Origin of the sequence: Arthrobacter sp. UKPF54-2, from assembly GCF_007858535.1 — a bacterium.
Classification (GTDB): domain Bacteria; phylum Actinomycetota; class Actinomycetes; order Actinomycetales; family Micrococcaceae; genus Arthrobacter.
In genome coordinates, this window is sequence record NZ_CP040174.1 from 750123 (window position 1) to 764106 (window position 13984).

At 67.9% G+C, this 13984-nt stretch carries 10 protein-coding genes; 4 read left to right on the forward strand and 6 right to left on the reverse strand.

The genetic code is table 11. The features are described 5' to 3' along the window. Nucleotides 1-41: 41 nt before the first annotated feature. On the reverse strand, nt 42-740 hold the full coding sequence (locus E7Y32_RS03275) for a queuosine precursor transporter (RefSeq protein WP_146335861.1): 699 nt from the start codon (nt 738-740) through the stop codon (nt 42-44). 252 nt (nt 741-992) lie between these two features. Then, nucleotides 993-2405, reverse strand: a complete 1413-nt coding sequence (locus E7Y32_RS03280) for an MFS transporter (RefSeq protein ID WP_146335862.1) — start codon at nt 2403-2405, stop codon at nt 993-995. A gap of 142 nt (nt 2406-2547) precedes the next feature. Here E7Y32_RS03280 and E7Y32_RS03285 point away from each other — a divergent pair, with 142 nt between their 5' ends. Continuing rightward, entirely contained in the window at nt 2548-3411 is an 864-nt protein-coding gene (locus tag E7Y32_RS03285; RefSeq protein WP_146335863.1) for a hydroxymethylpyrimidine/phosphomethylpyrimidine kinase, read from the forward strand. 104 nt (nt 3412-3515) lie between these two features. Here E7Y32_RS03285 and E7Y32_RS03290 read toward each other — a convergent pair whose 3' ends face one another. The 3 genes from E7Y32_RS03290 to E7Y32_RS03300 form a co-directional block, all read right to left on the reverse strand. After that, nucleotides 3516-4796: a serpin family protein gene (locus tag E7Y32_RS03290; protein ID WP_146335864.1), complete on the reverse strand. Its 1281-nt coding sequence runs from the start codon at nt 4794-4796 to the stop codon at nt 3516-3518. Nucleotides 4797-4942: 146 nt separating this feature from the next. Beyond that, nucleotides 4943-6691 carry a pyruvate dehydrogenase gene (locus E7Y32_RS03295; RefSeq protein WP_146335865.1) on the reverse strand — a complete coding sequence of 583 codons (1749 nt, stop codon included), beginning with the start codon at nt 6689-6691 and terminating at the stop codon, nt 4943-4945. Between the two features lie 274 nt (nt 6692-6965). Continuing rightward, on the reverse strand, nt 6966-8477 hold the full coding sequence (locus E7Y32_RS03300) for a helix-turn-helix transcriptional regulator (protein ID WP_146335866.1): 1512 nt from the start codon (nt 8475-8477) through the stop codon (nt 6966-6968). Between the two features lie 141 nt (nt 8478-8618). Between E7Y32_RS03300 and aceA the strand changes: the two genes are divergently transcribed. Together aceA and aceB are read left to right on the forward strand one after the other, a co-directional pair. Continuing rightward, nucleotides 8619-9947, forward strand: coding sequence for an isocitrate lyase (gene aceA / locus E7Y32_RS03305; protein WP_146335867.1), 1329 nt, complete (start codon nt 8619-8621; stop codon nt 9945-9947). Nucleotides 9948-10156: 209 nt separating this feature from the next. Next, nucleotides 10157-11821, forward strand: coding sequence for a malate synthase A (gene aceB, locus E7Y32_RS03310; protein ID WP_146335868.1), 1665 nt, complete (start codon nt 10157-10159; stop codon nt 11819-11821). A gap of 250 nt (nt 11822-12071) precedes the next feature. Here the strand turns inward: aceB and E7Y32_RS03315 are convergent, their stop codons facing one another. Then, the gene (locus E7Y32_RS03315) at nt 12072-13259 is read right to left on the reverse strand and encodes a CynX/NimT family MFS transporter (RefSeq protein WP_146335869.1); all 1188 of its coding nucleotides are present in this window, start codon (nt 13257-13259) and stop codon (nt 12072-12074) included. Nucleotides 13260-13412: 153 nt separating this feature from the next. Between E7Y32_RS03315 and E7Y32_RS03320 the strand changes: the two genes are divergently transcribed. Further along, nucleotides 13413-13949, forward strand: coding sequence for a GNAT family N-acetyltransferase (locus E7Y32_RS03320; protein WP_146335870.1), 537 nt, complete (start codon nt 13413-13415; stop codon nt 13947-13949). Nucleotides 13950-13984 lie beyond the last annotated feature (35 nt).

A 13984-nucleotide genomic window follows, 5' to 3' on the forward strand; every position in this document is an offset into this window, starting at 1 on the left:
CGGGCACGGAAGCGTCGAAACGGCGGATTTTGCGGGCGGAGCTAGACCGCCCCGTAGCTTGGTTCGCGCTTCTTCACCCAGCCGATGGCGAGCGAGGTCAGCGGCACGAAGGCGAACTCCACGAGCGTCTTGTAGAGGAACCCCACGAGGACGTAGTTCGCGAACATCCCGACGTCGCTGATCCCGATCACCGAGGCGGCGATGCTGCAGAAGATCAGCGTGTCCACGAACTCGCCGGCCACGGAGGATCCCATGATGCGGGCCCAGAGGGATTTTTCACCCGTCCGGGCCTTCATCCTCACCAGGATCCAGGAGTTGATCGTCTGGCCGGCGAGGAAGGCCAGGAGGGACGCGAGCACAATCTGCGGCACTGGGCCCAGCGCTCCTTCGAGCGCGGACTGCTTGGCAGCGCCGTACTCGTCGTTGAAGCCGGGCAGCACGATGATGATCCAGTAGCAGAGGGACGCGAAGACGGACAGCGCGAAAGTGGTCAGGATGGCCTTGCGCGCAACCTTGAAGCCGTAGACCTCGCTGATGACGTCGCCGAGTATGTAGGCGAGCGGGAAAAGGAAGAAACCGCCGTCGGTGATGATCGGGCCGATGGCGACACCCTTGGACGCGCCGATGTTGGACAGGATCAGCACCACGGCCATAACGGCCAGCATGATGCCGAAGTACGGCGAACCGATCGAGGCGAACTTCGGCGCGGCGGCAGCCGGGAAGGTCTTGGCGGTGGTCATGGGTATTCCATTCGTAGTGGTTCGCTCGGCGGCCCGGTTCGCGTAAACGAACCCGGAACGGCCGGCTGTATTAGCACTGGGAGGCTCCGGCAATTCACGCCACGAGCCGCACCCATTCTCTCACCCGCACAGCACCTGCCGGAGCAGCCGGAGCACGCATTCCGGAGCAGGCCTTAACCGACGACAGCGGGCCGACGGCCTCCGGGACCGAAGTCCAGAAGCCGGCAACCCGCCGTCGTGGGCGTCCGAACCCTAGCGGCGCGAGGCGTCCACGAGGTCCTTGTCGTCGTCCCGGCGGCCGTCGCCCGTCCCTGCCGCGGCAGCGGCGGGCTCCCAGGCGTGGCCCTGTTCGTGGTCCAGGTGCGTGGACTTCTTGTTCTTCAACGCGAAGACGTAGACCAGCAGCGAGATGGCGATGGCCACGGTGACGTAGGTGAAGAACAGTTCCTCCTGGCCGGCTTTCTGCAGCGCCGCGCCGATCAGCGGAACCGTGCCGCCGAAGAGCGAGTTGGCGATCGCGTAGCCCAGGCCGACGCCGAGCGCGCGGATGGAGGCCGGGAAGAGCTCGGCCTTCACCAGGGCGTTGATCGAGGTGTAGCCGCCGACAATCAGCAGGCCGCCCATCATCAGCAGGAATGCCGTGAGCGGGTCCTTGGTGCCGGCCAGCGTCGAGAGCAGCGGCCAGGTGAACAGGACACCGGTGATGCCGAACCAGAGCAGCAGCGGCTTGCGGCCCACCTTGTCCGAGATGATGCCGTAGACCGGCTGGAGCAGCATAAAGATGAACAGCGCCCAGAAGTTGATCACCGAAGTGTCCGTCTTGGCGATGCCGGAGGTGTCATTCATGAACTTCAGGATGAAGTTGGTATAGGTGTAGAACGCCACGGTGCCGCCGAGCGTGATGCCGATGCAGATCAGCAGGGGCCTCCAGTAGCCGGTGAACAGGAGCTTCATGGTGCCCGGCTGCGCTTCGCCGGCCACCGCGGGTGCCTTGGCGGCTTCGAGCTGTTCGGCCGAGACGGTCTCTTCCATGGAGCGGCGCAGCCACAGGACCACGAGCGCCGCGACGCCGCCGATCGCGAACGGGATCCGCCAGCCCCACTCGCCGAGGTCGGCTTTCGGCATCACGTTCTGCAGGATGACCAGGACCAGCAGGGCCAGCATCTGGCCGCCGATCAGTGTGACGTACTGGAAGCTGGAGAAGAATCCGCGGCGCTTGGAGGTGGCGGCCTCGGACATGTAGGTCGCGCTGGTGCCGTACTCGCCGCCCACGGAGAAGCCCTGGATCACGCGGATCAGGACCAGCAGGATCATGGCCCAGAGTCCGATCACGTCCTGGGTGGGGAGCACCGCGATGGCGAACGAGCCGGCGGACATCATTGTCACGCTCAGCGTCAGCGCGGCCTTGCGGCCCTTGCGGTCGGCGTAGCGTCCGAAGAACCAGGCGCCGATCGGGCGCATCAGGAACGACGTCGAGAAGACGGCCATCGCCTCGAGGCCGGCCTGCAGCTCGTCCTTGGAGTTGAAGAAGTGCGCCTGGAAGTAGGCCGCGAAGACGGTGTAGACGTAGAGGTCGTACCACTCGACGAGGTTGCCTGCCGAGCCTTTGAGGATGTTGCCGACGGCTTTTCGGGTCTGGGCCGCTTCGGACAGTTGGGTGCTCATCAATGAACCTTCCTGGATCCGGCGTCGCAAGAGAGCAACACCGTCCGCCACCCTAGTCCCCGTGATCCAGAACACTCGGTTTTTGGTCATATTGGTCATGCGCACAATGCGGGCGGGTTTCCGGGGCTGGCAGGATGGGTCCATGACTTCTTACGCCGTGGACAACGTGACCTCCGACGCCAGCGCCTACCCCGCCGTCGCCCTGACCATCGCCGGTTCCGAGGCAACCGGCGGCGCCGGCGCGCAGGCGGACCTGAAAACCTTCCAGGAGCTCGGCGTCTTCGGCATCGCCAACCTGACCTGCATCGTGTCTTTCGACCCGAAGGACAACTGGAACCACCGCTTCGTCCCCGTTGACCAGCAGGTCATCGCCGACCAGCTGGAGGCGACGACGGCGGCGTACGGCCCCGCGTCCGGCGCACCGTCCGTGCTGGACACGGTAAAGATCGGCATGCTGGGCAGCCCGGCGACGATCTCGACCGTGGCCGAGGCGCTGGCCGACTCTGCTTTCCGGAACGTGGTGCTGGACCCCGTGCTGATCTGCAAGGGCCAGGAGCCGGGCCACGCCCTGGACACCGACCAGGCCCTCAAGGCGCAGATCCTGCCGCTGGCCACCTTCGTCACGCCGAACCATTTCGAGGCCGAGTCGCTCTCCGGGCTGGAAATCACCGACGTCGAATCCCTCAAGGCCGCGGCCGTCCGCATCCACGAACTCAGCGGCGCCGCCGTCCTCGCCAAGGGCGGCGTGCGCCTGGCCGGCCCCGACGCCGTCGACGTTTACTACGACGGCGAGACGCTGGAGGTCCTGTCGGCCCCGAAGGTGGGCGAGGTCGCAGTTTCCGGCGCCGGCTGCTCGCTGGCCGCCGCGGTGACAGCCGAGCTGGCCAAGGGCGCGACGCCGCTGGAGGCCGCCCGCGCGGCGAAGGACTTCGTCACTGCGGGCATCCGGAACCGGGTGGCCTCGGGCGCACCGTTCGACGCGCTCTGGCAGGGCGGCCCACGCTAACCGGTTCCGGCCAGTCCTGCCGTTTCGACGGTTCCCTGCGCGCTAGATGGCACGTGACATCGAAGCTGCACGGAACCGTCGAAACGGGGCGGCCGCGGGCCGGTTCAAGAGCCAGCGGCGCGCGGGTCTGACACCCTGCCCATAAAGAGCGGCAGCCCGGTCTCGACGTGGATGATCTCGTACTGGAACGGCCGGTCGAACCTGATCGCTTTTGTCTGAACCGCACCGCTGACGGCGCGGGCGTTGATCTGGGTCACGGCGGCGGCAACCGTGCCCTTCTCCGCCACCGTGATGTTGGCGGACTGGCCCGCCTGCGTGATTTCGAGTCCGGGCTGGATCGCGTTGAAGTCGGTCGCGGTCTGGAGCATTTCCCTCAGGCCCAAGGCTGCGAAGACCTTGCGCAGCTCGAAGCTGCTCTTGTGGTCCCACCGTGGCAGGAAGATCTGGGTCGGGGCGGGCGCCGCCGTCGCAAGGGTCCCGGCGGCGTCGGCGAGGGCCTGCGGTCCGGGCATGGCGGCCCCGGCGTCGGGCAGCACCAGCCGCATCACAAAACCCTCGGCGTAAGGCAGGTCCACGGCCTGCCATCCCGCACCCCGGGCGGACGCGAGGTCCTGCACCGCGGACATGGTGGGGACGGTGACCGGCCCGCCGGCCGCCGTCGTGAAGGGCAGGTCTGAGGTATCGGCCGGGTCGAAGGGGACGTTCCACGCCGACGCGAAGTACACCGTGTTGAGCAGGCTGAGGGTGTTGTCCTTGCTGTACTCCGCGGGCGCTTTTTGGATCCGGCCGCCGGTGTTCTTGTTCACCCAGGCGTCGATCGCCGGTTTGGTGGTGCTCTCATCCTGAAAGTCCACCGGGTACACGCCCGTCCCGTAGTACCGGGCCAGGGAACGCAGGTAGCCTTCCCCGGTGGGCGCGCTCTTGTCCACGAACAGGCCGTTTGCGCTGTGCAGGACCGGCTTGCGCGGCGGGTTCTTTTCGTCCACGGAACCGGGGTCGCCGTCGAAGGCTTCCAGGGATCCGAGCAGCGCATTCAGGGCCTCGTCGCGGTGTTGCGCGGGCAGGCCCAGGGCGCTGTCCATCTCGGCGGCCGTCGTCCCCGATGCTCCTGCCCGCAGCATGGCCAGGGCAATCAGCAGGCTGCCCGGCGACGCGACCACGTTTCCGTTGCCGGCGTCCCCGCCGTCGGCGAGGAGCGCGGCACCCAGTGTCCGTGCCGATGACCGGAACTGCTCCAGCTCGTCCGGGTAGGCGGCGCGGTCCGCCGCAACGCGCTCGACGCCGTCGGCCTTCAGCAGCGCCGGCGGCGAGGCCGCACAGGCGGACAGGACCAGCGCCACGCCCGCGGCGGCTGCAACAAAACGCGCCGGAATCTTCTGTTTCATCGCGCCCCCAAGGCCCGCACAACCGCGTGGAACGGCGGGGTTCCGCCTACCGCCAGTCAAGCACCGGCACCGGGAAAGAGCGACAGCACCCGGGTCACGATTTGGCGCGGATTCGTCGGGGAATGCCGGTCCGTCGCCGGACCGTCTCAGCGCCGCGGGATGTTCCGCAGGTTGCTGCGCGCCATGCTCACGGCCTCGCCGGCGCCCCGGTTCAGGACCACCTTGGACATCGCCGTGGCGAAGCCCAGGATCTGCGCGCCCTTGATCTTCGGAGGGATCGAGAGGGCCTTGGGGTCGGTGATGAGCTCCACCAGCGAAGGCCCCGGGTGCGCGAACGCCTCCCGGTAGGCGGCCTCGATTTTCGCCGGGTCGGTCACGCGGACGGCATGGAAACCGAGGGCCCGGGCAACCTCGGCGTAGTTGGCGTCCGGCACGTCCACCCCGAAATCCGGCAGCCCGTCCACCAGCATCTCCAGCTTGACCATCCCGAGGGTGGAGTTGTTGAAGACCACCACGTTGACCGGAAGCCGGTGCGCCGCGACCGTGATCAGCTCCCCCAGCAGCATCGACAGGCCGCCGTCGCCGGAGACCGAGACCACCTGGCGTCCCGGGTATGCGAGTTGGGCGCCGATGGCCTGGGGCAGCGCGTTGGCCATGGAGCCGTGCAGGTAGGAGCCGATCAGCCGCCGGGTGCCCAGCGGGTTGATGTACCGGGCGGTCCAGACGTTGCACATGCCGGTATCCGCGGTGAAGACCGCATCTTCGGCCGCCACCTGGTCCAGCAGCGACGCCGCGTACTCGGGGTGGATGGGCTGGGTTTTTTCGACCTTGCGGGTGTACGCCCCGACGGCCTTGTTCATCAGCCGGTCGTGCTTTTTGAGCATCGCGTCGAGGAAGCGGCGGCTCTTTTTCGGCTTCAGCAGCGGCACGAGCGCGGCGAGCGTGGGCAGCACGTCACCGTGCACGGCGACGTCGACGTCGGTCCGCCGGCCCAGGTTCTGCGCGGCCCGGTCCACCTGCGCGGTCCGGGTTCCGGGAAGGAACTGGTCGTAGGGGAAGTCCGTGCCGAGCAGGATCAGCAGGTCCGCATCCTCGATCCCCTCGGCCGCGGCCCCATAGCCGAGCAGCCCGGTCATGCCGATGTCGTAAGGGTTGTTGTACTGCATGAAGTCCTTGCCGCGCAACGAGTGCCCGATCGGCGCGGAGAGAAGTTCGGCGAGCGCAATCACCTCATCGTGGGCGCCTTCTACGCCGGCGCCGGCGAAGATGGCAACCTTACCGGCGTCGTTGATGGCGTCCGCCAGTTCCCGCACACTGGCCGGGTCCGGCACCAGCGCGGCCGGCCGGAACGACGCCGGCGCCGGAGTTTCGGCGGTCGCCTCCAGCCCCGCGATGTCACCGGGCAGCGTTACGACGGCGACGCCGCGGAGGGCGACGGCGTGCTGGATGGCGCTGTGCATGACCCGCGGCGCCTGCTCGGCCGTGCTGACGAGTTCGGAGTAGACCGAGCATTCGTTGAAGAGCCGGTCCGGGTGGGTTTCCTGGAAGAAGCTGCTGCCAATCTGCTTGCTGGGGATGTGCGAGGCGATGGCCAGGACCGGGGCGCCGGAGCGGTTGGCGTCGTACAGGCCGTTGATCAGGTGCAGGTTGCCGGGCCCGCAGGACCCGGCGCAGACCGCGAGCCTGCCGGTCAGCTGGGCTTCGGCCGCGGCGGCGAACGCGGCGGCCTCCTCGTGCCGGACGTGAATCCAGTCGATCCCGCCCTTTGCCGCACCGCCGGTCTTGCGGACGGCGTCGACGATCGGGTTCAGGCTGTCCCCGACAATCCCGTAGATCCGCTGCACGCCGGCAGCCTGGAGTTGTTCGACAAGCTGGGTGGCAAGTTCCTTGGCCATGGGTGCACGCTCCCGCGAGATGGATCGATGAGCTGACACTGGCCAATATAGCCCGCAAACCAGCGGACGCTCCCTCAGATCCGGCAGCGAACCACCAGACGCTCCCGCAGGTCCGGCAGCTAACCACCAGACGCTCCCGCAAATCCTGCAGCTAACCACCAGACGCTCCCGCACTAGAGGTGAGGGAGCGTCACCCGAATACACGCACGATGTGAGGGAGCGTCGGACCACGAACCGCAGGACGTGAGGGAGCGCCGGGGGTCGAGGGGGCAGGTCAGTTGCCGGAATGCGCCTGCAGGAAGGAGTAGACCTCGGTCTCGTCCACGCCGGGGAAGGCGCCCGGGGGCATCGCGGCGAGCAGGTGCGAATGCGCCCGGGCCGAGGGCCACGCGTTGCCCGCCCACTCCGAGGCGAGGGCGGCCGGCGGGCGCTTGCAGCAGCTCTCGTCCGGGCAGGTCGACTTGGAGCGCTCGGTGGTGTCTCGGCCGCGGAACCACTTGACCTGCGCGTACGGCACCCCCACGGAGAGCGAGAACTCCCCGTTGGCGGACCGCTCGGTCCTGGCCGTGCACCAGTAGGTCCCGGCCGGGGTGTCCGTGTACTGGTTGTAGGCGCTGAACTTGTCCGGTACGTCGAACACCACGCGGGAGGTCCAGTTCTTGCAGGACGGCTGGCCCTCGATGGCGCCGGTGTGGTCCTGGGGGAACGTCACGCCGTCGTTCTCGTAGGCCTTGTAGATGATGCCGCTCTTGTGCGTCTTCTGGAAGTGGGTGCGCAGGTCCAGGTGCTGGGTGGCGAGGTTGGTGAAGCGGTGCGCGGCGGTCTCGTAGGACACGGCGAACGCGTCCCGGATGTCCTCCACCGCAATCTCCTTGGCGGCCTTGGCCTTCTGCAGGAACTCCACGGTGGCCTGCTCGGGCAGCAGCAACGCCGCGGCAAAGTAATTCGTGGCGACGCGCTGCATCAGGAAGTCGCCGTAGTTGGTGGGCGTCTGGTGGCCCAGGACGTAGTGGCCCAGGGCCTGCAGCAGCACCGACCGGGGGTCGTGATCGCTCCGGGCGTTCTGCGTGAGGTAAATTCGGCGGTTCTTCAGGTCCGTCACGGAGCGGGTGGAATGCGGCAGATCGCCCACGTGGTGCAGGCTGAAGCCGAGGTGCCCGGCGATGTCCGCAATCACGTGGTGGGACAGCGGGCCGGACGTGTGGCCCACCGAGGCCAGGACCTTCTGCGCTTCCGCCTCATACTCCGGGAAGTAGTTGTTGCGCTCGCGCATCATGGCCCGCAGTTCACCGTTGGCGCGGCGTGCCTCCTCCGGGGTTGCCACCTGCTCATTGAGCCGGCGTTCGAGCTCATGCTGCAGCCCCACCATGGACTCAAGCACGTCCATCGGCAGCCGCGAACTGATGCGGATCTTGGGCAGGTTCAGGGACTCGTAGATGGGGCTGCGCTGGTAGCGTTCCAGCTCGATCTCCAGGGCCGCGCGGCGGTTCGGCGGTTCCGCGCCGAGCAGCTCGTCGATGCTGACGCCCAGCGCCGCGGCCAGCTGCTGGAGCAGGCCGAGTTTGGGTTCGCGCTTGCCGTTTTCGATCAGGCTGAGCTGGCTGGGGGCTGTTCCGACGGCGGCGCTCAGGTCATCGAGCGTCAGCCCCGCAGCCTTGCGCAGGTGCCGGACCCTCCGTCCCATGCTGATGACGTCCACCTCGGGTTCGGCGGGGACTGAGGGGGATACGGCCTGGCGGTTCCAGCTGCTCGGATGCATTTCTTGAGAATACGTGAAGAAGTGCAATTCTTTCCAGAGTTTCCCCCTAGAAAGCCCCTTGAAAGTGAAGAAAAGTAGATCTCACAGAAAGATTCACCACCCCGGAACAACCGGCGGACCCCGCACTCAAGCGGTCACCGCCGGCCCGGACACATCAAGGAGACACAGATGACTGCAGCATTTGAGCCCACCCAGCAGCCGTCCAGCCAGGACACGACAGAGCAGGCCGCCGCCCTGGAGCTCGAGTGGGCCGCCAACCCGCGCTGGGAAGGTGTCACTCGGGACTACTCAGCTTCCGACGTCGTGCGCCTCCGCGGCCGGGTCTCCGAAGAGCACACCCTAGCCCGCCGCGGCTCGGAGAAGCTGTGGAAGCAGCTCACCGAGGAGCACAAGGAGGGCAAGTACACCAACGCCCTCGGCGCCCTGACCGGTAACCAGGCCGTGCAGCAGGTCAAGGCGGGCCTCCGCGCCATCTACCTCTCCGGCTGGCAGGTCGCCGCGGACGCCAACAACTCCGGCCACACCTACCCGGACCAGTCGCTGTACCCGGCGAACTCCGTTCCCACCGTGGTCCGCCGCATCAACAACGCGCTGCTCCGCGCCGACCAGATCGAGTTCTCCGAGGGCATCCAGACGGTCGAGGACTGGATGGTGCCGATCGTCGCCGACGCCGAGGCCGGCTTCGGCGGCCCGCTGAACGCCTACGAGCTGATGAAGTCCATGATCCAGGCCGGCGCCTCGGGCGTGCACTGGGAAGACCAGCTCGCCTCGGAGAAGAAGTGCGGCCACCTCGGCGGCAAGGTCCTCATCCCCACCCAGCAGCACGTCCGCACGCTGAACGCCGCCCGGCTGGCCGCCGACGTCGCCGGCACGCCGTCGGTCATCATCGCCCGCACCGACGCGGAGGCCGCCACCCTGATCACCTCCGACGTCGACGAGCGCGACCAGGAATTCATCACCGGCGAGCGCACCCCGGAGGGCTTCTACAAGGTCCGTAACGGGATCGAACCCTGCATCGCCCGGGCCAAGGCCTACGCCCCGTACTCCGACCTCATCTGGATGGAGACCGGCACCCCGGACCTGGAACTGGCCCGCAAGTTCGCCGAATCGGTCAAGGCCGAGTTCCCGGACCAGATGCTTTCCTACAACTGCTCGCCGTCGTTCAACTGGCGCAAGCACCTCGACGACGCCACGATCGCGAAGTTCCAGCGCGAACTCGGCGCCATGGGGTTCACCTTCCAGTTCATCACCCTGGCCGGCTTCCACGCCCTGAACTACTCGATGTTCGACCTCGCCCACGGCTACGCCCGGGAAGGCATGAGCGCCTACGTCGAGCTGCAGGAAAAGGAATTCGCCTCCGAGTCCCGCGGCTACACCGCCACCAAGCACCAGCGCGAAGTCGGCACCGGCTACTTCGACGACATCGCCACCGCGCTCAACCCGAACGCATCCACCCTCGCCCTGGTCGGATCGACCGAAGAGGGACAGTTCCACTAACGCTTACGACGGCGGCAGTCGCCTACGGCCTTCGGTCCGGCATTGCTCTGCCTGCTATTCCCCATGTCCGGGTCCGACCTCGCTGAGCGAGGACGGGCCCGGACACAGGGCCCCTTTTACGCAGGCTGCCGCAATCCCGGCACCTTCGGCCTAGCGCGCACGTCACCGTCCGCCGTCGAACTTGCTTCTTCGCTAAGGAGAGATTTGAAATGAACAGCTTCACTGACAACTTCACGATCAACGGGGTTACGTTGACTGCCCAGCCGATTTGCCGGCAGAGCGAGGTTCTGACGCCGGACGCGCTGGCGTTTGTGGCCAAGTTGCACAAGGCGACGGCGGGACGGCGGCAGGAGCTGCTGCAGGCACGGCGGGAACGCCGGCAGCAGATCACCCGGGCCCAGGACCCGCATTTCCTCCCCGAGACCGCCGCCATCCGCAACGACCCCGAGTGGCGCGTCGCTCCCCCCGCTCCGGGCCTGACCGACCGCCGCGTCGAGATCACCGGCCCGGTGGACAAGAAGATGGCCATCAACGCCCTGAACTCCGGCGCCAAGGTCTGGCTCGCGGACATGGAGGACGCCTCCACCCCGTCGTGGCGCAACGTCATCCAGGGCCAGCTGAACCTCACCGACGTCCTGGAGCGCCGGATCGACTTCACTTCCCCCGAGGGCAAGGAATACAAGCTCCGCGCGGCCGAGGAGCTGCCCACCATCGTGGTCCGGCCCCGCGGCTGGCACCTGCCGGAGAAGCACATGCTCATCGACGGCGTGCCGGTGGCCGGCGGGATCGTGGACTTCGGGCTGTACTTCTACCACAACGCCCGCCGCCTGATCGCCCAGGGCAAGGGGCCCTACTTCTACCTGCCGAAGATCGAGAACCACCTCGAGGCACGTCTGTGGAACGACATCTTCATCCTGGCCCAGGACCTGCTGGGCATCCCGCAGGGCACCATCCGCGCCACCGTGCTGATCGAGACCATCACGGCAGCGTTCGAGATGGAGGAGATCCTCTACGAACTGCGCGAGCACGCCGCCGGGCTGAACGCCGGCCGCTGGGACTACATCTTCTCGCTGATCAAGAACTTCCGCACCCGCGGCCCGCGCTTCGTCCTGCCGGACCGCGATCAGGTGACCATGACCCAGCCGTTCATGCGGGCCTATACCGAACAGCTGGTCCGGGCCTGCCACAAGCGCGGCGCGATGGCGATCGGCGGGATGGCCGCGGCCGTTCCCAACCGCAAGGACGAGGCGGCCAACGCCATCGCCCTGGAGAAGGTCCGCGCCGACAAGACCCGCGATGCCGCCGACGGCTTCGACGGTTCCTGGGTGGCGCACCCGGACCTGGTGCCGGTCTGCCGCGAGGTGTTCGACGGCGTCCTGGGCGACCGCACGGACCAGCGGGACCGCCTCCGCGAAGACGTCATCCCGGATGACCGTGCGCTGATCGACATTGCCTCCACCACGGGCACGATTACCGAGCGCGGCGTGCGGATCAACATCGAGGTGGGCATCCGCTACATCGAATCCTGGCTGCGCGGCAACGGTGCCGTGGCCATCCACAACCTGATGGAGGACGCCGCGACCGCGGAGATCTCCCGCTCGCAGCTGTGGCAGTGGATCTTCTCCCGGGCCATCACGGACGCTGGCGATGTGATCACGCACGAATGGGTCGAAGACATGCTGGACGAGGAGTTTGCGAAGCTGGAACGCTTCGAGGGCGACCGTTTCGCCGACGCCCGGGACATCTTCGAGGAGGTCACGCTCAGCAACGAGTTCCCCGCCTTCCTGACGCTCCCGGCGTACGACCGCTACCTGCACGAGGCCCGCGACGGCGCCGACACGGCGATCCACGCCGCCGACCTCGTCGCGGCCTAAGCCCGCGGACTAAACCCCGCAGCTCGGGACCGGGCGCCGCTGACGGCACCCGGTCCCGGCCCTCCAGATTTCCGTCCGCCGGGCTGCCACGCCCTTCGCAACAGGCTCCCCGAGATCCGGGGCGGCAGCCCGGCAACGGAACACCCTCCCCGTCACACATCACCGGTGCGCGAACGGCAATTTGAGGCCCGTGTTTTCTCGGAAAACTCGGGCCTCAAGTGTCCGTTCGCGCTTTTGCGGGGCGGACCGGCTAGTGCGCCTTGGGGATGTGGCGCAGGGACAGCGCACAGCCGAGGATAAACAGGGCCACGGACCCCAGGATCATCAGCAGCGGCCCGGTCCACGAGTCCGAGACGCCGTGCACGTAGCCCAGCAGCGTGGGGGCCACGGCGCCGAAACTGTAGCCGGCCCCCTGGACAACGGCGGACATCCGGCCCGCCGATGCCTGGTCGCGGGCCAGCCGGATAATCGCAATAAAGATCAAGGTGATGCCGCCGCCCTGCGCCACCCCGCCGAACGATGACCAGAGCCACCACAGCTCCGGAGCCAGCAGCAGTCCCACCGGGACCGTCAGCCACAGCGCCCCCAGGGTGAGGCCGACCGCCGTCGTACTGGCGAAGCGCGCCGCCAGCGGGACGCCCAGGCCGCCGGCGATCGCGAGGATCTGGAACAGTGAGGAGCCGGCCCCGGCCGCCGACGGCGCCAGGCCCAGCTCGTCGGCAAGCAGGCTGGGCAGCCACGCGGTCACGCCGTAGTAGGAGAACGCCTGGCCGGCGAAACCCGCGGTCAGTGCCACGGTGATCCAGCGCGAGGCCGGCCGTCCCGCTGCCCGGGTGGGATCCGTCCCCGGGATCGCCTCGGGCCGGAAGGAACGGGCCCCGACGGCCAGCACCCACACGGCAGCCGCCGCGAGCGCGAAAAGTGCGCACGCCGCGATCGCCGGACGCCACCCGAGCAGTTCCGCCAGCGGGGCCGTGATCATGGACGTGACAAAGGACCCGATGTTCAGCGCCGCGGTGTAGGTGCCCATGGCGGCGCCCTGCTGTGACGGGCTGAAGTCGCGCCGGATGATCAACGGGACCACGATATTGCCGATCGTAATCGCGACGCCCAGGATCACAGTGCCCAGCATCTCGAGCGCGCCGCCGTCCGCGGAACGGACCACGACGCCGAGGAGCACACCCAGCAGAGTGAGCGTGATAGCGAACTCCGGGCCCAGCTTCCGGCCGGTGAGCGAGGCCAGCGGCGCGGCGAGCGCGAAACACAGCACCGGGATGCCGGTCAGGAACCCGATTTCGACCGGCGAGAAGCCCAGGTCGCTCCGCATGTCTCCGACGACCGGCGCCACCGCGACGAACGGGCCGCGCATGTTGAGGGCGATCAGTCCGATTGCGATCATCAACAGCCAGCCGCGGGGGCTCTTCGCCGCCGCGCTCATCCGGCGGTCCGCGGCCCGGCGGCCTGGCAGAAATATGTTTTCATCAGTCCCATTGCTATCACGGGCCGCCGCGGCCCGCGCGGCGCCCCCGCTACATGACGGCCCGCGCTTCACGAACGGCACGCGCCGGGGCCACCGGACTAGGGTCTTGGCATGACGCACCTGATCCGGAAGGCCGCCGCCGACGACGCCGGGCCGCTGGCCGAACTCGCCGCCGTCACCTTCCCGCTCGCCTGCCCGCCGGAATCCCGGCCCGAGGACATCGCCGCGCACCTGGCGAACACACTCAGCGAGGCCAGCTTCCGCGGCTACCTCGCCGATCCGGATGTCACGGTGTTTGTAATCGACGCCGGCGGGGAGCTCCGCGGCTACAGCCTGCTCGTGGACCGCCGCACGGAGGATGCCGAGGTGGACGCGGCCCTGGGCGCCGGGCGGAGTGTGGAGCTGAGCAAGTGCTATGTCCACCCCGACCACCACGGGATCGGCGCGGCGGCTGAACTTATGCACGCCAGCGTCGCCGCGGCGGAGGGCATGGGCGCCGCCGGCCTCTGGCTCGGTGTGAACAGCCAGAATGCCCGGGCCATCAGGTTCTATGAGAAGTCGGGCTTCCGGAAAGTCGGCACGAAGTCCTTCACGCTGGGGGCAAGCGTGGAACACGACTTCGTGATGGAACTCCGTCTCGCCCCTTGACCCCACAGCATGGGCGGGAATGGTCCGGGCACGTG

Bases quoted from the DNA above. Each gene is read 5' to 3' on its own strand.
- E7Y32_RS03275 (WP_146335861.1), bottom strand. From the start codon at position 740: ATGACCACCGCCAAGACCTTCCCGGCTGCCGCCGCGCCGAAGTTCGCC.
- E7Y32_RS03280 (WP_146335862.1), bottom strand. From the start codon at position 2,405: ATGAGCACCCAACTGTCCGAAGCGGCCCAGACCCGAAAAGCCGTCGGC.
- E7Y32_RS03285 (WP_146335863.1), top strand. From the start codon at position 2,548: ATGACTTCTTACGCCGTGGACAACGTGACCTCCGACGCCAGCGCCTAC.
- E7Y32_RS03290 (WP_146335864.1), bottom strand. From the start codon at position 4,796: ATGAAACAGAAGATTCCGGCGCGTTTTGTTGCAGCCGCCGCGGGCGTG.
- E7Y32_RS03295 (WP_146335865.1), bottom strand. From the start codon at position 6,691: ATGGCCAAGGAACTTGCCACCCAGCTTGTCGAACAACTCCAGGCTGCC.
- aceA (WP_146335867.1), top strand. From the start codon at position 8,619: ATGACTGCAGCATTTGAGCCCACCCAGCAGCCGTCCAGCCAGGACACG.
- aceB (WP_146335868.1), top strand. From the start codon at position 10,157: ATGAACAGCTTCACTGACAACTTCACGATCAACGGGGTTACGTTGACT.
- E7Y32_RS03315 (WP_146335869.1), bottom strand. From the start codon at position 13,259: ATGAGCGCGGCGGCGAAGAGCCCCCGCGGCTGGCTGTTGATGATCGCA.
- E7Y32_RS03320 (WP_146335870.1), top strand. From the start codon at position 13,413: ATGACGCACCTGATCCGGAAGGCCGCCGCCGACGACGCCGGGCCGCTG.